Below are 17,678 nucleotides of genomic sequence, written 5' to 3'. Positions count from 1 at the left end.
TGCCTGGGGTGAATGTCTGCGCACAGGCTCGGGCGCATGGCTGCCCTGACGTTGCACCCCGATCGGCTGCTGCCCGCCGAACCGGGGGTCCGCTCGATCGCCCGCGCTCTCTACGAGCAGGTGAAGGGCCTGCCCATCATCAGCCCGCACGGGCACGTCGACCCGCGGCTGATCCTCGACGACGAGCCGTTCGCCGACCCGGCCTCGCTGTTCATCCAGCCCGACCACTATGTGACGCGGCTGCTGCACTCGGGCGGGGTGCCGCTGACGGCGCTCGGCGTGGGGGAGGGGCCGCTCTCCTCGGAGCGGTCGCGCGAGGCCTGGCGGTTGTTCTGCTCCCACTGGCACCTGCTGCGCGGCACGCCCGTGCGCTTCTGGTTCGAGTCGTCGCTGAGCGAGGTGTTCGGCGTGACCGAGCGGCCCAGCTCCGGCAATGCCGACCGCCTGTACGACGCCATCGCCGCTCAGCTCGGCCAGGACAGCCATCGCCCGCGCGCGCTGCTCTCCCGGTTCAACATCGACTTCCTGGCGACCACCGACGACCCGGCCGACGACCTCGCGGCCCACCGGGCCCTGCGCGAGGACGACAGCGTGCGGACGCGCATCGCACCGACGTTCCGGCCCGACCGCTACCTCGAGCTGGGCCGTCCCGGCTGGCCCGAGCTGATCAAGGAACTGCCCGGCGACGTCGGCAGCTACGGCGGCTACATCGCGGCCCTGGAGGAGCGCCGGCGCTACTTCATCTCGCTCGGCGCGGTGTCGGCCGATCACGGGCACTTCGACGCCGGAACCGAGCCGCTCGACCTGAGCGAAGCTGAGCGCATCTATCGGTCCGCGGTCGACGGCACGATCACGCCGGCCGAGGCGACCGCCTTCCGCCGGCACATGACGTTCGAGATGGCCCGCATGTCGTGCGACGACGGCCTCGTCATGACCCTGCACCCCGGCGTGTGGCGCAACCACCACCCGGCCACGCTGGCCGACTTCGGGCCGGACACCGGGCACGACATCCCCGTACAGGTGGAACTGACGGCCGCGTTGCAGCCGCTGCTCGAGCGTTTCGGCACGCACCCGAACCTGCACCTCGTGCTGTTCACCGTCGACCCGGACGTCTACAGCCGCGAGATCGCGCCCCTGGCCGGCTTCTACCCCGCCGTCTACGCGGGGGCGCCGTGGTGGTTCCTCGACAACCCGAGCGAGATCCGGCAGTACCAGCGGGCGGTCACCGAGATCGCCGGGTTCAGCCGGATGTCCGGGTTCATCGACGACACGCGCGCGTTCTGCTCGATTCCCGCGCGGCACGACATGTCCCGCCGCCTCGACGCGGGCTTCCTGGCCGAACTGGTCGCCACGCACCGGCTGGCGGAGGACGAGGCGCTCGAAACGCTCACCGCGCTCGTCGTCACCCAGCCCCGGGAGGTGTTCAAGCTGTGAGGCCGCCGATCCGCATCGTGCACCTCGGGCTCGGCGGGTTCTTCCGCGCCCACCAGGCCTGGTACACCGGCGCCGCCGCTGACTCCGGCGCCGACTCTGACACTGACTCCGGCTCCGACGGCTGGGGGATCGCGGCGTTCACCGGCCGCTCGGCCGCGCTGGCGGACGCTTTGAGTGCGCAGGATTGTCGCTACACGCTCGTTGTGCGCGGGCCGTCGTCGGACGAGCTGCAGGTGCAGGAATCGCTCGTGTCCGCGCATCCGGGAAGCGACGCCGCGACGTGGCGAACGCTCATCTCCGCGCAGTCGACGGCGATCGTCACGCTCACCATGACCGAGGCCGCCTACGCGCCGTCCGGGGTGGTGGCCGACCGGCTGGTCAACGGGCTGGCCGCGCGCCGGTTGGCCGGTTCGGGCCCGCTGGCCGTCGTGTCCTGCGACAACCTGCCCGGCAACGGCGAGGTCACCGCGCGCGTGGTGCACGACCTGGCCGCGCGCCTCGACCCCGCCCTCGACGAGTGGATCACCGCCAACGTCTCCTTCGTGACCACGATGGTCGACCGCATCACCCCCAAGACCACCCCTTCCGACGTACGCGACGTGGCGGCCGCCGGCGGGTGGGCCGACGCGGCGCCGGTGGTGACCGAGCCGTTCACGGAGTGGGTGCTCAGCGGCGACTTCCCGGCCGGGCGCCCGGCCTGGGAGCGGGCCGGCGCCCGGTTCGTCGACGACGTCGTGCCGCACGAGACGCGCAAGCTCTTGCTGCTCAACGGGGGTCATTCCCTGCTCGCGTACGCCGGCAGCGCGCTCGGCCACGAGACGGTGGCGGCCGCCGTGGCCGACCCGGTCTGCCGTGGCTGGCTCGACGAATGGTGGGACGAGGCATGCCGGCACGTGCCGCTGCCGGACGATGAGCTGAGTGCGTATCGAGTGGCGCTTCTTGAGCGTTTCGCCAATCCGCGCATCCGCCACACGCTCGCGCAGATCGCCTCCGACGGCTCCCAGAAGATCCCGATCCGCGTGCTGCCCGTTTTGCGCGGCGAGCGCTCGGCCGGCCGCCTCCCCACGGGGGCCGTACGGGTTCTGGCCGCCTGGATCGACCACTTGCGCGGTTCTGGCGCTCCAGTGTCCGACGCGGGCGCGCAGCCTTTCATCGACCGCGCACATTCCGCACGCGACGTCGTGTCCCTCCTCGCCCCCGACCTGTCCACCGACGACGAGCTACTTAAAGCCGTCGAGTCCGCCCTGCACAGATAGGCCTCGTCCTGCCCATCTGGGCCTGCCTTTTCACAAACTCGCTCACCCCTCGCGCAACGACCCAGGAACCCGCCAACCCGCGCGCCTGCGTGTAGGTTGAGCGGCCGTGCGCGGTGGCGCTCACCTTGCCCGGCTGCGCATGAGTTGAGCGGCCGTGCGCGGTGGCGCTCACCTTGCCCGGCTGCGCATGAGTTGAGCGGCCGTGCGCAGTGGTGCTCAGCCTCGCGCGGCTGCGCATGAGTTGAGCGACCCTGCGCAGTGGCGCTGAACCTCGCCTGGCTGCGCATCAGTTGAGCGCCACTACGCAGATGCGCTTAACTTCGGCCGGCTGCGCATGAGTTGAGCGGCCGTGCGCAGTGGCGCTTAACTTCGCCCGGCTGTGTTTCAAGTTGAGCGACCGTGCGCAGATGCGCTCAACTTCGCGCGGTTGCGCGGAATCCGAAGGGCCGCGGGAGTCAGCGTGGCTAGCCAGTTTTCCGGTGCTGTGGGAGTTAGAGCGTGGCCAGCCAGTTGTCGATCGGGGTGGTTACCTCGGCGGGCATGCGGCGGGCCCAGGTGAAGTGGTTGACGCGGATGCCGTCGGCTGAGCGGATCTGCATGCGGTCGGCGCGGGCTGCTCGTTTGGCCAGAAGCGCTACTGCGCGCGGGTTGATCAGGTCGTCGCCTTCGATGTCGAGCATCAGGCGTGGGGTCTTGAGCTCGGAGAGCGCCGATTCGTAGTCGAACGTGTCGCCGTGCAAGCGGAAGCGGCCGTGGCTGGCCTCGTACGCCCAGTCGCGCATCACTGTGCTGGGCTGGCGACCGCCGAAACCGAGGCGGTGGCCGGGCCAGTAGCCGAGAGTGCGCGTTACCGTCCGCACGACGCGGATGCCCGCGTAACGCTGCACGCGGCGACGCGTCCCGAACTCGGCGCTGCACCAGCTCGTGCCGGTCGCGATGGTGACCACGGCGTCGGGCTCGACCGTGCCCGCGGCCGTCGACAGCAGTGCGAGCGCGCCGCCCATGCTGTGACCGATCAGGATCGTACGCTCGGATCCGCGCACCTCGGGCAGCGCGAAGACGGCCGGCAGGTCGGCCCGGATGATGTCGCTGTAGCCGAACCGGCCGCGGCGGATCCCGGCGATCGGGCTCATCGGCTGGCCACGGTGCTCGACCCCGACGACGCTGCGCCCGGCCCCGGTCCAGACGTCGAACAGCCGCGAGTAGTACGACAGCGGCACTCCCAGCGCGGGCAGGAATACCACCGTGCTGCCCTGCTCGGTGCCCTCCGCGGGCCGGCGGACCTCGTAGCCGATGGTGTGGCCGTCCGCGGCCCGCACGGTGCTGTTCATGGTCGGGATCCTACTGCGCGGGCCGCAGGTTCTCCGGCAGGGCCGACCCCACGATCAGGCCCGCACCGCCCGCGGCGGCCAGAGCCTCCTGCAGCACGAGCCGTTCCGGCCGTTGCTGCCGGCGGGCCAGGGCGGCCACATCGTCGAACTCGGGCATGACCTGAACGACCGTGCCGCCCCGATGCGCGACCTTGACCGGGATGCGCGTGTCGTCCACGGTCACGTCGGCGAACGCTCGTTCCAGCGCCACCTTGCCGCGGGGGCTGTGCCGCACCCCGAGCGTGCTGGTGTCGCGGAAGATCTGATCGCGCAACGTGTCGGCCAACGCGGGCGTGCACAAAACGCTCAACGTGTGCGCGGGACGGCCCTTCTTCATCACGATCGGCACCAGCCACGCGTCGCTGGCGCCGGTGCGGAGCAGGCTGTTCAGGATGCCCGGCCACAGGCGTGGGTCGAGGTCGTCGACGTTCGCCTCGAGCAGCACCGCCCGGTCGTCCGGCTCGCTCGGGGTGGACGTTTCTGCTCGTTTGACCACCGGAGCCGGCGCTTGAGCCGCGGTGGTGCCGATCAGCACACGGACGACGTTGGCGTGCCCGGCCGGGTCGCGGGTGCCCGCGCCGACGCCGATCGCCTCCAGGGTCATCGGCGGCAACGGCTCGCACGCGCGGGCCAGCCTGCGCAGCAACGCCAGCCCGGTCGGCGTGGCCAGTTCGCCGTCGCCGCCCGCGGACACCTGCCAGCCCTTGGCCAGCTCGGCCACCGCGGGTGCGGGCACCGGCAGCCGGCCGTGCCGCGTGCGGACCGTGCCCGAACCGAGCGCCACCGGACCGGCCGAGACCGTGGCGACACCCAAGTCGGCCAGGGCCGCGCAACAACCGACGACGTCCGCGATCGCATCGAGCGCGCCGACCTCGTGGAAGTGGACATCGTCGGGCTTCGTGCCGTGCACCCGCCCCTCGGCCTCGGCCAGGCAGCGGAACACCGCGGTGGCCGTCGAAGTGTCCGATCCTGCGCGTTCGAGCATGTCGCGCACATCGGCCCAGGTGCGATGGGGCGGATCGTCGACGAGCGGCTCCACCTCGGCCTTGAGCGCATGCAGCCCGCCGCGGGTCACCTCACGCTGGCGCACCCGGACGGTCCCGCCCGAGACGGCATCCACCGCGTTCTGCACGACCGTGAGCGAAGCGCCGGCATCGAGCAACGCACCCAGCAACATGTCCCCGGCAATCCCGGCCGAAGCGTCGACCCACGCGTGCCGCTTCACGCTTGACCCGGCCCCCTGTCGGCCCGAGCACCCAAGCCGACCGGCTCAGCGCCCGCAGCGCCGACAACTTCTGCAGCACCGCCACCGGCACCGGCCGTGGGCCTGGCACCGGCTGTGACTGCGGCACCAGCTGCGGCACCGGCATCAACTGTGGCGTTGGCACCGGCTGCGGCGTTGGCACCGGGCCCGGCATCGTCATTGAGGTCGGCACCGGCACCGTTTTTGGTTGCGGTGCCGACAGTGGCTGCGGCGTTGGCACCGGCTGCGGCGTTGGCACCGGCACCGGGCCCGGCATCGTCATTGGGGTCGGTGCCGGCATCGTTTGTGGCTGCGGTGCCGGCTGTGGCTACGGCACTGGCGTCGGCTGCGTGGTCGGCGGCTGTTTGTGGATCAGTGGTGGACGTTTGGTTATAGGTGGCCGCTTCGAGCCTGGAGGTCTCGGCGACCGTGACGGGTGTGTCCGGGCTGGTGGTGGTCGGTGGGGCGGCGATCTGGGCGGCCAAGTGGCCGGCGCCGTAGCCGTTGTCGATGTTGACCACGGCCACGCCGGGGGCGCAGGCGTTGAGCATGGTCAGGAGGGGCGCCAGGCCTTCGAACGCGGCGCCGTAACCGACCGAGGTCGGCACTGCGACCACCGGTGCCGAGATCAGTCCGGCCACTACGCCGGGGAGGGCGCCGTCCATGCCGGCGACGACCACGACTGCGCGAGCCTGGCGCAGCCGGTCGACGTGGCCGAGGATGCGGTGCAGGCCGGCCACGCCGACGTCGACGATCAGGTCCGTGGTGCGGCCGAGATATTGGGCGGTCAGTGCGGCCTCGCGCGCGACGGGCAGGTCGGACGTGCCCGCGGCCACGACGACTACGCGCTCGCCGGTCGGCTCGGGCGGGCGGGGCGGCCAGGCGAGCAGGCCGGCCAGCGGGTCATGGAAGACGCCGGGCAGGGTCGCCTGGATTGCGCGAGCGTGTTCGGGTGCCGCGCGAGTGAATAACGTCGTGCAGTCCGATCGGTCGCGCAGGGCGGCGGCGATGCCCGCGACCTGGTCGGCGGTCTTGCCCGCGCAGTACACGGCCTCGGGGTAGCCACGACGTCGGGTCCGGTCCAGATCCAGGTCCGCATAGGAAGCCAGATCGTCGCTCACCGGCGTGCCCTCCGCATGTGTTCCGGTCATGCTCGCATCATGTCCGTTCGTGCACACTGCCGCTCGCGACTGCGCCGGTGTGTGCGCCCGATGGGATGCCGACCAGGTCGAGTTATGTCTGTTCGGGCGCATCGTTGCTCATGTAGGCGCCGGTGTGAGCGCCCGATGAAACTTCGGCTGGGTGGGGCCATGTCTGTTCGGGCGCATCGTTGCTCATGTAGGCGTCGGCGTGTGCGCCCGATGAAACTTCGGCTCGGTGGGGCCATGTCTGTTCGGACGTGTCGTTGCTCGGGAGGGCGCGGGTGTGGGGGCCTGGTGGGATGCCGGCCGGGTTGAGTCGCGGCTGGTCGGGTGCATTGTTGCTGGTGAGGGCGCCAGGGAATGCGTCCGGTGGGATGCCGGCTGGGTGGGGTCATGGTTGGTCGGGCGCGTTGCTGCTTGTGTAGGCGCCGGTGAATGCGCCTGACTGGATGCCGGACAGGTCGAGGGTGACGAAGCGGAAGCCTGCGTCGGTCACGGCCTGCGTTATTTGGCGGCGCATCGGTTCCTGCACTGCCCGAACGAGATCGTCGGCGGGCAGTTCGATCCGGGCGATGTCGCCGTGGTGGCGTACGCGGAGGTCGTTGAAACCCAGTCGGCGCAGGGCCGCCTCGGCGCGTTCAACCTCGCTCAGTTTGCGGGGACTGACGATCTCGAAGTGGGGGATTCGCGAGGCCAGGCAGGGTGCGGCGGGCTTGTCGGCGCACGGCAGGTCGAATGCGCGGGCAATTCGGCGTACGGCGGCCTTGTCGAGACCCGCGTCGGCGAGCGGGGTCAGCACGCGATGCGCCGCGGCCGCCTTCGCGCCGGGGCGGTCGTGGCGGCGTACGTCGTCGGCGTTCTCCCCGTACGCGACGGCGTCGAGCGCATGTTGGGCGCTGACGGCCGCGTCGATGCGCGTGAACAGTTCGTCCTTGCAGTGGAAGCAGCGGTCGGGGCCGTTCGCGCGATAGGCGTCGCGCTCACCTTCGCGCGTTTCGACCTCGACCACCGGGACGCCGATATGCCGGGCCACCGTGTGGGCGGCGGTTCGCTCGTCGGCGGCCAGGCTCGGCGACACACCGAGGACCGCCAGCACTCGATCGGGTCCGAGTGTGCGGGCGGCCAGCGCCAGCAGCACCGAGGAGTCCACCCCGCCCGAGAAGGCCACGCCGAGCCGCCCGATCCCGCGCAGCTGCTCCGCCACGTGAGCCAGCGCCCGTGCGACGTCGGGTGGATCCGGAGTTGTCACGCTGTCATTCACGCTGCCCATCCCGGTCACTGGCAAGCTGTTGCCATTTGTTGCGGCTGTGACATCACCGACGCCCTGTGGACTTTACCGACGCTCCCGCGCCGGCGCTGCCGACCACAGGACGACGAACAAAGCCGGACACGAACGCGAGGCCGTAATTCGCTGGCGGGCGTGGAAGCGAGCCGACAAGCTTCACACCCATGTCATCCGACGTGATTGAGCTCTTTGACCGGCTCGCCGGATCGTACGACGAGGTGCTGCCGTTCTTCCGCGAGTTCGGCCGGCAGACGGCCGACCGCCTGCCACTCCCGGCCCCGGGAGCCCGTCTGCTCGACGTCGGCGCCGGCCGGGGAGCGGTCGCCCACGCCGCCCGTGACCGCGGCTACACGGTGACCGCCACCGACGCCGCGCCCGGCATGGTCGATCGGCTCGCCGCAACCCTCGACGCCCACCTCATGGACGCCGCCGACCTGCGCTTCCCCGACGGCACGTTCGACGTCGTCACGGCCGGGCTGGTCATTCACATCCTCGACGACCCGGCGTCCGCCGTGCGCGAAGCGCGCCGGGTGCTCAAACCGGGCGGGCTGTTCGCCTTCACGGTGCCTGGCCCCAACCCGGACGGGTTCGCGATGACGGACCGCGCCAACGAGCTGTTCGCCGAGTTCTCCGCCTATCTGCCACCGGCCGGCAGCATGGGCGTGGCGTTCGACGAGTCGGCGACCCTGGCCGCGGCCGGTTTCACCGGTGTCGCCGAGACCGATCTGCGCGTCGAGCTGACTGTTCCCGACGCCGAGACCTTGTGGCGGTGGTTCCAGACGCACGGGTCGCGCAAGTTTCTCGACGACCTGCCGGCCGAGCGGCGGGCCGAGTTTCGCACGCGCCTGCTCGACGACCTGAACGGCCGTGATCGGATCGTCCTGCGCCGCGCGGCCTGGCTTTTCACCGGCCTCGCCTGACGCCATTCACCAACCGGAGTGGACGATTCCGCGGTGATTGCTGTGAAAAGGGCCTAGCGTGCCAGTTCCTCGAGCTCGAACTCGTTGCCCCGGACGCCGCTCAGGAAGGCTGTCCACTCCGACCGGGTGAACGCCAGCACGGGCCCGCCCGGGTTCTTCGAGTCGCGCACCCCGATGACCCCGTCGACCAGGGCCACCTCGACACAGTTCGTCTCGGAGCTGCTCCTCGACTTGCGCCAGTGGGCCGATCGGAAATCAAGCCGCCGCATGACTCTCCACCTCCAGGGATCGGATCGGTTCGCCCCAGCCCATCGTATGGAGTAAACGGAGTGGCGCTATGTCCAGCGACTGTCCGGTAACCGACTGTCAATTAATCGCAGTCAATCACTTGTATTTCCCAGAAGGGCCCGCGCGGCCGCCCGGCGCAGCTTGCCGGAGGGCGTCTTGGGCAGCGATCCGGGCGGCAGGATGCGCACCGACGCCGGGCGGGCGTCGATCTCCGCGACCACCCGGGCGGTGACCTCCTTGGCGATCCGGCCCGCGTCCTGCGCGTCGCCGGCCTGGCGGGACTCGGCCAGCACCGCGAACGTCTCGCGCGCGACCCCGTCCCCGGCGAGCAGGCGCACGGCGGCGACGTTGCCCTCGCGTACGCCGGGAACTGTCGCGGCCACGCGCTCGATGTCGGTCGGATAGATGTTGCGGCCACCCATGATGATCACGTCTTTGCGCCGCCCGCACACCACGATCTGACCGTCGGCCACGTAGCCCTCGTCGCCGATGTCGAGCCAGCCCTCCGCGTCGCGGGCCGGCTCGAACCCGCCGGGCGTGATGTAACCGTCGGTGACCGACTCCCCGCGCAGCTGCAGGCGGCCGACCTGCCGCTCGCCGAGAGGCTTGCCGTCGTCGTCGACCACCCGCACCTCGACGCTCGGGAAAGGGCGGCCCAGCATGGGGATCTCGCGCGGGCCCGGTTTGGCCAGATTGTCCCGTTCGAGCGCGACCGGGTCGACCCGGTCGAGCGTCATCGGGTCGGACACCTCGGACAGTGAGATCACCAGCGTGCTCTCGGCGGCGCCGTAACAGCAGTTCACGGCGCCGGGATCGAAGCCGAACCGGGACGCGGCGGTGACGAACGCCCGCATCGTGGCCGGATCGATCGGCTCGGCGCCGTTGCACGCGACGCGCAGAGTGGACAGGTCGAGGGCGCCCGGTTCGACCCGGGCCAGCTGCCGGGTGAGCACCGCCCACGCGAAATTGGGCGCGGTGGTGATCGTCCCGCCGTATCTGCTCATCAGCTCGGCCCACAGCAGCGGCCGGCCCAGGAAATCGGCTGGCGTGACGCTGACCAGCTCCAGGCCGCTCAGCATGGGCAGCGCCAGGCAGCCGATCATGCCCATGTCGTGGAACATCGGCAGCCACGACACCATGACGCCGTCCTCGCCGCAGCTCAGGTGGTTGCTCGAGTCGGTCAGGTTGGCGAACAGGTTGCGGTGCGTGATGCGGACGGCCTTCGGCTCGGCCGTCGAGCCGCTGGTCAGCTGGAGCAGCGCGGGGCTGTCCTCATCGGCGTCGACCGGCGCGACCTCCTCCCCACCGGCCAGCTCGTCCGGGGCGAAGTGCCTGATCCCGTACGCATCCAGGATCGGCGCCATCTGCTCGAAGGGCGCGCCGACGACCACCAGCTGAGCGTCGATCATGCGCAGGACGCGCAGGGTGTCGTCGCGCCAGACGGTCAGGTCGGTGCGCGGCGTGGGCTGGTGCAGCATCGTCATGCTGCCGCCGGCCAGCCAGACGCCCTGGGCGACCGGCGCGATGTCGGCCGGCATCCCCGCCAGCACCGCCACCGCCTGGCCCGGCCGCAGACCGTTCGCGATCAGTCCACCCGCGACGCGGCGCGCCTGAGCGTGCAGCTCGGACCAGGTGCGCCGGACCGCCTCGCCGGGCTCGCCGGTCACCATGCCGGTGCGGGCCCGGGCCGCGGTCGCGACCACGCCCTCCACGAAACGACTCACGCGACCTCCCAAGCTGGACGGCTCGAGACCGGGCCGTCACGACGGCTGTGGATCCGGTCCTCACGCTACGCGGCCGCCCTCAAGATCGCGTTCCGTCGATGGTTCCTCAGATCTCCAACTGCTGCTCGATGAGGCGCAGGCGATGCCGGGCCATGGCCAGATTGGCGCGATCCCGGTGCAGCGCGAGATAGACGAAAAGGCCGCGGCCGTCCGGCGACGTGACCGGGCGCAGCAGGTGATATTGCGAGTCCAGCGTGAGGAGAATGTCCTCGACGGTGTCCCGCATTCCGAGCATTTCCAGCGTACGCAGTTTCGCGCGCAACACTTCCGTATTCGCGGCCGCCGCGACCGAGACGTCGAACCCGAATCCGCCGCCCGCCGTCCCGAGTGCCATGCCGCTGGTCCAGTCGACGATCGCGACCGCGATCGCCCCGTCGACCTCCAGCGCGTCCTTGAGTGCCACGTCCATCTCGGCCATGCCCCGTGTGCTCCTTTCGTCGGCCTGGACCCCAGCATGGCCCGCAGCGGCGGATGTCGATCGGACAGCGAGTCCGTCGTCACGGCGTACGGGGGCATCAAGATTATTTTGTATGGGACCCGAATTGAAGACTTCTGCAATTCGGCAGGTCGCCAATTTCGGAAAATCGTGGCCGGGCCTCCGTGGGGCCGCCAAGTCAATTCCGTACGATTGCCGGCACGCATTCAGGTGGGGGAGACGTCCGATGTCAGTGCCGCTCTACCAGGCGAAGGCCGAGATGTTCCGCACGCTGGGCCACCCCGTACGGATCAGGGTGCTGGAACTGCTGCAGGCCGGGCCCCGGCCCGTACGGGAACTGCTCTCCGAGATCGACGTCGAGCCGTCCAACTTGTCGCAGCAGCTGGCCGTGCTCCGCCGTACGGGGGTGGTGGTGTCGTTTCGCGACGGCGGGCTGGTCATGTATGCGCTGAGCACGCCGGATGTGGCGGAGCTGCTGGCCGCGGGGCGACGGATCCTGGGTGCGGTGCTCGCCGACCGCGACGGGCTGCTGGCCGAGTTGAACGCGCACCCGCCCGCCGGCTGAATTGTCAACCATCCAGTTGGTTGCCTACGCTCGGACCATGGGTTATGACTCCGCCGCGACGCGGGCGCGCTTGATCGACGCCGCTTTCGACGAGTTCGTCGAGCGGGGCCTGGCCGGCGCCCGGGTCGACCGCATCGCCGCCGCGGCCAAGGCCAACAAGCAGGCGATCTACGGCTACTTCGGCTCCAAGGACGCCCTGTACGACGCGGTGCTCGCGGCCCGCCTGAGCGTGCTGGCCGACAAGGCGCCGTTCGATCCGGACGACCTGGTCGGCTATGCGGCCGCGCTGTTCGACGCGTTGGGTGACGCGCCCGGCGTGCTGCGGCTGACCCAGTGGATCCGTCTGGAGCGGGGCGACGCTACGCCCGGCGAGATCGAGTCGCACCTCGACAAGGCCCGCGCCGTCCGCGACGCGCTCGGCCTGCCCGACGAGGCCCTGGCCACCGACGTGCTGGAGCTCGTGATCGCCATGAGCATGACGTGGGCGACCATGCCCGTTTCCCTGCGCTCCGCCTCGGGCGGCGCCGCGCGGGCCCGGCGCGAGGCCCATCGGCAGGCGTTGATCACGGCGGTCGACGCGGTGTGCCGGGCCTTTAAAACCAACTAGATGGTTGACTTGGCGTGCGTCGGCGGCCTACGGTCCAACTCAACCATCCAGTTGGTTTAGTTGAAGGGCAGCTCTGTGAGTCTCACCGATTACCGCACCCTCGGCCGCACCGGATTGCGCGTCAGCCCGCTCGCCTTGGGCACCATGACGTTCGGGGATTCGTCGTGGGGCGCGGACGACGACACGTCCACCGCCATTCTCGAGCGCTATCTCGACGCCGGCGGCAATTTCATCGACACGGCCAACGCCTACATGGGCGGGCGCTCCGAGGAAGTGCTCGGGGCCTATCTCGGCAAGAACCGTCATCGGCGCGACCGGCTCGTCATCGCCAGCAAATTCGCGCTCAGCATGCAGCCGGACGACCCCAACAACGGCGGCACCGGACGCAAGGCGATCCGGCACCACATCGAGGAATCGCTGCGCCGGCTCGGCACCGATTATCTCGACCTCTACTGGCAGCACAACTGGGACCAGCACACCCCGCTCGAGGAGACCATGTCGACGCTCGACGACCTCGTGCGGGAGGGGAAAGTGCGCTACATCGGCCTCTCGGACACGCCGGCCTGGGCCGTCGCGCGGATGGCGACCCTCGCGGAATGGCGCGGCTGGACACCGGTCGCCGCCATTCAGGTCGAATACAACTTGCTCGAGCGTACGGCGGAAGGGGAGCTCTTCGGCGCGGCCAGGGAACTCGGCCTGGGCGTGTTGCCGTGGAGCCCGCTGGCCAACGGCGTGCTCACCGGCAAGTACACCCGCGGCAACCCGAACCCGGACGGCGCCGGCCGCGGCCTGTTCGTCGGCCGTCACCTGAACGAACGCACCTTCGCGCTCATCGACATGCTCACTTCGATCGCGAACGAGCACCGAACGACGGTCGCCGCCGTCGCCCTGGCCCGGGTCCGGCAGCAGCCCCTGGTCACGTCGACAGTGATCGGAGCGCGCACCATCGCGCAACTGGAGGCCAACCTGGCGTCGCTGGACGTCGAGCTGAGCGATCTGAGCGAAGTGAACAGTCTGACCATGCCGGAGCTCGACTTCCCGGCCGGCTTCCTGCGCGACTTCGGCGTCCCGGCCCAGCAGGGAAGCACGTCGATCAACGGGGTCATCGCCGCCACCCGATAGGGTGCTGCGATGGATCGCACCGCGCTGGTCACCGGCGCCTCGTCCGGCATCGGCCTGGCCACGGCCGCCGCGCTCGTCGCGAAGGGTTATCGGGTTCTCGGCACGAGCCGCCACCCGGAAAATGTGGAACGGCCGGTTCAGGGTGTCGAATATCTGCCGCTCGATCTGACCGATCCGGCGTCGATCGAGGCGCTGGCCGGGCCGCTGAAAACGGTCGACGTGCTCGTGAACAACGCCGGCGAGAGCCAATCCGGCCCGTTCGAGGAGTTGCCGGGCGAGGCGTTGCGCCGCATTTTCCAAGTCAACGTCCTCGGCCCCGTACGGCTGGCGCAGTTGACCCTGCCCGGAATGCGCGAGCGGGGCTTCGGCCGGGTGGTGATGGTCGGTTCGATGCTCGCGTCGTTCCCGTTGTCCTACCGGTCGTCGTACGTGGCGACCAAGGCGGCCATCAAGGGGTTCGCCAACGGGGCCCGGCACGAATATTCGCCGTACGGGGTCTGGCTGACCACGGTGGAACCGGGCGCGATCGCCACCGGCATCAGCCAGCGCCGGACGAGCTATATCGACCCGGATTCGCCGCACCGCGCGGAATACGAGCGCATGCTGGCCGCCCTCAACCGCAACGAGGCGGCCGGGGTGTCCGCGGAGAGGGTCGCGGCCACCATTGCCGGCGCGATCGAGGCGAGCAGACCCAAGCAACGGTACGCCGTGGGCAGCAACGCCGCAGTAGTCTTCCCGCTGCGGCGGCTGGTGCCCACGGCATTGGTCGAAAAGCTCACGCACAAGCGGCACGACCTGGCCCGTTAGGAGCGCAGAGCGTCCCGCACGTTCTTCTGCACGGCGATGACCGCGAACAGCGTCATGGCGAAGGCCAGCCCGTAGAAGCCTTTCTCGCTCAACGTCATCGAGCTGTTGACCAGACCGACGGCCAGCATCACCACCGAGAAGCCGACCACGCCCCAGGCCAGGCCCAGATAGAGCCCGGAAACGGGGATGCCCTCGGCCCGGTCGCGCACCGATTTCTGCAGCGAGACCGCGCCGAACGCCCCTAGCACGAGCAGAACGGCGAAGAAGCCTTTCTCGCTCAGTTGGAGGTCGGCGTTCCACAGCCCGATGCCGAAGGTGACGATGCCGAGCAGCAGGGCCGCCCAGGAAGCGCCGACAAAAGCGGGAGTCGGCCGGGCCGTCGGCGGGGCCGGCGGCGGGACAGGTTGGTGATAAGCCACGGCCCGTCCATCGGTAACGGAACCTCGTTCTTGAGCACCCGCGCAACGGGCATCCGCTCAATTTCCGGCGGATCCGGCCGAAATGGTTGTCGTGCCGAGAATGGTGTCCGCTCGCTGGTGGGCCGCGTGGCTGGCCCTCGGGGGCGTGGCGACCTTGGTGTACCCGCTGCTGCCGGTCGGCTGGGCCCCGCTGGTGCTGTCGGCCCTGGTCTCGATCGGGTCGAGCGCGACGATTGTGATCGCCGCGCGGGGCAGGTCCGTGGCGACGTCGTGGTACGCCTTCGCCGGCGGAACGTTTGTCTGGATGGTTGGCGACGTCATCTACGGCGTGCAGAGCGCGCGTGGCACGATCTCGTACCCGTCCTGGGCCGACGCCTGCTACCTGGCCGCCTATCCGCTCATGACCACGGCGCTGTTCCGGCTCACCCGGCAGCGGGGACCGCTCTGGTCGGGCACCCTGATCGACTCGGCGATCATCGCCGTCGCCGTGGGCATCGTCTACTGGGTGCTCGTGATCGACCCGATCCTGACCGACGAGTCCGTCCCGCTGCTCGCCCGGTTGACCACCGCCGGCTATCCGAGCGCGGGCGTTCTGCTCTGCGCGGTCGTGGTGCCACTGCTGCTGCGGCGTGGCCGCCGCACGCCGAGCCTGTGGATGCTCACCGTCGGCAGCGGCATCACCCTGCTCCTGAACGCCGTCTACAGCCTCATGCCCGGCCTCACGACAGGCTTCGGCCCGCTGGTCTACGCGGGCTACCTTTTCGCGTACGCCCTGTTCGCCGCGGCCGCCGCGCATCCGTCCCCGGTGCTGACCGCCGGGGTCGACAGTGACGGCCTGGGCCGGGCCCGGCTCGCCGTGCTCACCGGTTCGATGCTGCTCGTCCCGGCCCTGCTGCTCGTGCAGGGCCGGCGCGGCGCCACCCACGAGAGCTGGCAGGCGGTCGCGTACGGCTCCATGGCCCTGTTCCTGCTGGTCGCGACCCGGCTCTACGGGTACGTCTCCCGCGTCGACCGCCAGTCCCGGCAGCTGCGCGACCAGGCCACCCGCGACGACCTGACCGGCCTGCCCAACCGCCGCGAGTTCGAGCGGCTGGCCGGCGCGATCGTGCGGACCGAGGCGTGCCAGGTGGTGATGCTCGACCTGGCCGGCTTCAAGCACATCAACGACCGGCTGGGCCGCGCCACGGGTGACCAGGCCCTGGTGGCGGTGGCCGGGCTGCTGCGCGACAGCGTCCGCGACGGCGACCTGGTCGCGCGGATGGGCGCCGACGAGTTCGCCGTGCTGGTGCGCGACACCCGGCCCGGCGAGGCCGACGCGGTGGCCGCCCGCCTGGCCGACCTGGTGCGCCGGCCGGTGCACGCGGGCGAGCACGAACTGCTGCTCAGCGCGCGGGTCGGCGTCTCCTCGGGCGGCGGCGAACCGGCCGCCGAGCTGGTGCGCCGGGCCGACACCGCCCGGTACGCGGCCAAGGCGGCGGGCGGGCACCTGGTGACCTACAGCGCCGAGCTCGACGAGCGGGCCGAGGCGGCCGAACGGCTCGGGGCCGACCTGCGGCACAGCCTGGAGGACGGCGACTTCCACGTCGTCTACCAGCCGATCGTCGACCTGCGCGACGGCCGTACGGTGGCGGTCGAGGCCCTGGTCCGGTGGACGCACCCGGTGCGCGGCTTCGTGAGCCCGGCCGCGTTCATCCCCGTGGCCGAGGACAACGGGCTCATCGTCGAGCTGGGCGAGTGGATCATGCGGGCCGCGTGCCGGCAGCTGGCCGACTGGCGGCGCGACCTGGGCGGGGCCGCGCCCGGCTACATCAGCGTCAACGTGTCGGCCCGGCAGCTCAGCGAGCCCGGCTTCCCGGCCGTGGTGGCCGCCGTGCTGGCCGAGAACGGGCTGGAGCCCCGCGCGCTGCTGGTCGAGGTGACCGAGACGGCGATCTTCGGCGGCGGCGTCGCCATCGAGGCGGTCGAGGCCCTGCACGCGGCGGGCGTGCGGATCGCGCTCGACGACTTCGGCACCGGGCACTCGTCGCTGGGCCTGCTGCGGACGGTGCCGGTCGACGTGCTCAAGGTCGACAAGTCGTTCGTCGACGAGATCACCGGCTCGAGCGGGCGGGCCGTGATCGTGGACGCGCTCATCCACGTCAGCAACGGGCTGGGCCTGAGCGCCGTCGCCGAGGGCGTGGAGACCGCCGGCCAGGCCGACTACCTGCGCTCACTCGGCTACCAGTACGGGCAGGGCTACTTCTTCGGCCGGCCGGTGCCCGACCCCGGCTTCACTGCCTCGCTGACTGAATCTCGGCGATGATGCGGGCGGCCTCGGCCTCGTCGGTGGTCTCCCGGCCGGCGTCGGCCGTGCCCAGCGAGACGCCGCCGGTGCCGGGCAGGGTGCGCTTGGCCGAGGCGTGCACGGCCGGAACGCCGGTCTGCACGATCGCAGCGATGACATCGGGGCGGACCCCGCCGCCGGCCATGATCTCGATGCGGTCGGCGGCCGTGCTGACGAGGCGGGCCAGCGCGGGCAGGGCGTCGGCCACGCGGGAGGCCCCGGCCGACGTCAGGATGCGGCGCACCCCGAGCTTGACCAGGTCGTCGATGGCCTCGGCGGGATCGGCCAGGGCGTCGAAGGCGCGGTGGAAGGTCACGTCGGCGCCCGTCTCGACGACCCGGCTGACCAGCTCGGCGTCGACCCTTCCGTCCCGTACGCCACCGATCACCACACCGGACGCACCGGCCGCGAGCGCATGCCGTACGTCGGAAAGGGTCGTCGCCACCTCGTCGGGGGAGTAGTCGAAGCCGCCCGGCCGCGGCCGCACCAGCACGTGCACCGGCGGGATGCCCGGCGTCGCCACGGCCGCCTCGATGAACCCGAGCGACGGCGTGACCCCGCCCAACGGCAAAGCGGAGCACAACTCGATGCGATCGACGCCGGGACGTGCCGCGACGGCCAGCCCGTGCGCGTCCTGAACAGCCAACTCGAAGGCAACCATCAGGGCGCGTTCTCCA

The 17,678-nt window shown here is 70.7% G+C and carries 17 protein-coding genes; 8 read left to right on the top strand and 9 right to left on the bottom strand.

Translation table 11 applies throughout. The annotated features are described in order from the left end of the window. Positions 1-36 precede the first annotated feature (36 nt). Entirely contained in the window at positions 37-1,434 is a 1,398-nt protein-coding gene (uxaC, locus tag JKJ07_RS35340) for a glucuronate isomerase (RefSeq protein ID WP_202996293.1), read from the top strand. Beyond that, the gene (locus JKJ07_RS50440; RefSeq protein WP_307834568.1) at positions 1,431-2,690 is read left to right on the top strand and encodes a mannitol dehydrogenase family protein; all 1,260 of its coding nucleotides are present in this window, start codon (positions 1,431-1,433) and stop codon (positions 2,688-2,690) included. The genes uxaC and JKJ07_RS50440 overlap by 4 nt, the downstream gene beginning before the upstream one ends. Before the next feature lie 491 nt (positions 2,691-3,181). Here the strand turns inward: JKJ07_RS50440 and JKJ07_RS35330 are convergent, their stop codons facing one another. The 4 genes from JKJ07_RS35330 to larE form a co-directional block, all read right to left on the bottom strand. After that, the gene (locus JKJ07_RS35330) at positions 3,182-4,021 is read right to left on the bottom strand and encodes an alpha/beta fold hydrolase (protein ID WP_202996292.1); all 840 of its coding nucleotides are present in this window, start codon (positions 4,019-4,021) and stop codon (positions 3,182-3,184) included. A 10-nt stretch (positions 4,022-4,031) separates the two neighbouring features. Continuing rightward, positions 4,032-5,285, bottom strand: a complete 1,254-nt coding sequence (larC, locus tag JKJ07_RS35325) for a nickel pincer cofactor biosynthesis protein LarC (RefSeq protein WP_307834567.1) — start codon at positions 5,283-5,285, stop codon at positions 4,032-4,034. Further along, positions 5,282-6,454, bottom strand: a complete 1,173-nt coding sequence (larB, locus tag JKJ07_RS50435; RefSeq protein ID WP_236030402.1) for a nickel pincer cofactor biosynthesis protein LarB — start codon at positions 6,452-6,454, stop codon at positions 5,282-5,284. Before larB ends, larC begins: the two co-directional genes overlap by 4 nt. Before the next feature lie 382 nt (positions 6,455-6,836). Beyond that, a complete protein-coding gene (larE, locus tag JKJ07_RS35315; RefSeq protein WP_307834566.1) occupies positions 6,837-7,694 on the bottom strand; it encodes an ATP-dependent sacrificial sulfur transferase LarE in 858 nt (285 codons plus the stop codon). Positions 7,695-7,906: 212 nt separating this feature from the next. On the opposite strand from larE, the gene JKJ07_RS35310 reads away from it, so the two are divergent. Continuing rightward, a complete protein-coding gene (locus JKJ07_RS35310; protein WP_202996290.1) occupies positions 7,907-8,650 on the top strand; it encodes a class I SAM-dependent methyltransferase in 744 nt (247 codons plus the stop codon). Between the two features lie 53 nt (positions 8,651-8,703). Here the strand turns inward: JKJ07_RS35310 and JKJ07_RS35305 are convergent, their stop codons facing one another. From JKJ07_RS35305 to JKJ07_RS35295, 3 genes are all read right to left on the bottom strand, one after another. Continuing rightward, positions 8,704-8,919, bottom strand: coding sequence for a DUF397 domain-containing protein (locus JKJ07_RS35305; protein ID WP_202996289.1), 216 nt, complete (start codon positions 8,917-8,919; stop codon positions 8,704-8,706). A 111-nt stretch (positions 8,920-9,030) separates the two neighbouring features. Then, the gene (locus JKJ07_RS35300) at positions 9,031-10,662 is read right to left on the bottom strand and encodes a fatty acyl-AMP ligase (RefSeq protein ID WP_202996288.1); all 1,632 of its coding nucleotides are present in this window, start codon (positions 10,660-10,662) and stop codon (positions 9,031-9,033) included. Positions 10,663-10,768: 106 nt separating this feature from the next. Further along, on the bottom strand, positions 10,769-11,140 hold the full coding sequence (locus JKJ07_RS35295) for a hypothetical protein (protein ID WP_202996287.1): 372 nt from the start codon (positions 11,138-11,140) through the stop codon (positions 10,769-10,771). A 244-nt stretch (positions 11,141-11,384) separates the two neighbouring features. Between JKJ07_RS35295 and JKJ07_RS35290 the strand changes: the two genes are divergently transcribed. The 4 genes from JKJ07_RS35290 (at position 11,385) to JKJ07_RS35275 (ending at position 14,259) form a co-directional block, all read left to right on the top strand. Continuing rightward, positions 11,385-11,723 (top strand): ArsR/SmtB family transcription factor, encoded by a 339-nt coding sequence (locus tag JKJ07_RS35290; RefSeq protein ID WP_202996286.1) that lies wholly within the window; start codon positions 11,385-11,387, stop codon positions 11,721-11,723. Between the two features lie 37 nt (positions 11,724-11,760). After that, complete coding sequence (locus JKJ07_RS35285) at positions 11,761-12,330, top strand: TetR/AcrR family transcriptional regulator (RefSeq protein WP_202996285.1); 570 nt, start codon at positions 11,761-11,763, stop codon at positions 12,328-12,330. A 75-nt stretch (positions 12,331-12,405) separates the two neighbouring features. Beyond that, positions 12,406-13,452 (top strand): aldo/keto reductase, encoded by a 1,047-nt coding sequence (locus JKJ07_RS35280; RefSeq protein ID WP_202996284.1) that lies wholly within the window; start codon positions 12,406-12,408, stop codon positions 13,450-13,452. Positions 13,453-13,461: 9 nt separating this feature from the next. Then, positions 13,462-14,259 carry an SDR family oxidoreductase gene (locus JKJ07_RS35275; protein ID WP_202996283.1) on the top strand — a complete coding sequence of 266 codons (798 nt, stop codon included), beginning with the start codon at positions 13,462-13,464 and terminating at the stop codon, positions 14,257-14,259. Here the strand turns inward: JKJ07_RS35275 and yiaA are convergent. Beyond that, a complete protein-coding gene (yiaA, locus tag JKJ07_RS35270; RefSeq protein ID WP_202996282.1) occupies positions 14,256-14,678 on the bottom strand; it encodes an inner membrane protein YiaA in 423 nt (140 codons plus the stop codon). The genes JKJ07_RS35275 and yiaA overlap by 4 nt on opposite strands. 82 nt (positions 14,679-14,760) lie before the next feature. Between yiaA and JKJ07_RS35265 the strand changes: the two genes are divergently transcribed. After that, positions 14,761-16,980, top strand: coding sequence for a putative bifunctional diguanylate cyclase/phosphodiesterase (locus tag JKJ07_RS35265; protein ID WP_236030400.1), 2,220 nt, complete (start codon positions 14,761-14,763; stop codon positions 16,978-16,980). On the opposite strand, the gene JKJ07_RS35260 is transcribed toward JKJ07_RS35265, so the two are convergent. Beyond that, on the bottom strand, positions 16,949-17,662 hold the full coding sequence (locus JKJ07_RS35260) for a copper homeostasis protein CutC (RefSeq protein WP_202996281.1): 714 nt from the start codon (positions 17,660-17,662) through the stop codon (positions 16,949-16,951). The two genes, JKJ07_RS35265 and JKJ07_RS35260, sit on opposite strands and share 32 nt — an antisense overlap. Positions 17,663-17,678 lie beyond the last annotated feature (16 nt).

The organism is Paractinoplanes lichenicola (assembly GCF_016785085.1).
GTDB classification, from domain to species: domain Bacteria; phylum Actinomycetota; class Actinomycetes; order Mycobacteriales; family Micromonosporaceae; genus Actinoplanes; species Actinoplanes lichenicola.
This window is presented reverse-complemented; position numbering and strand designations above follow the sequence as displayed.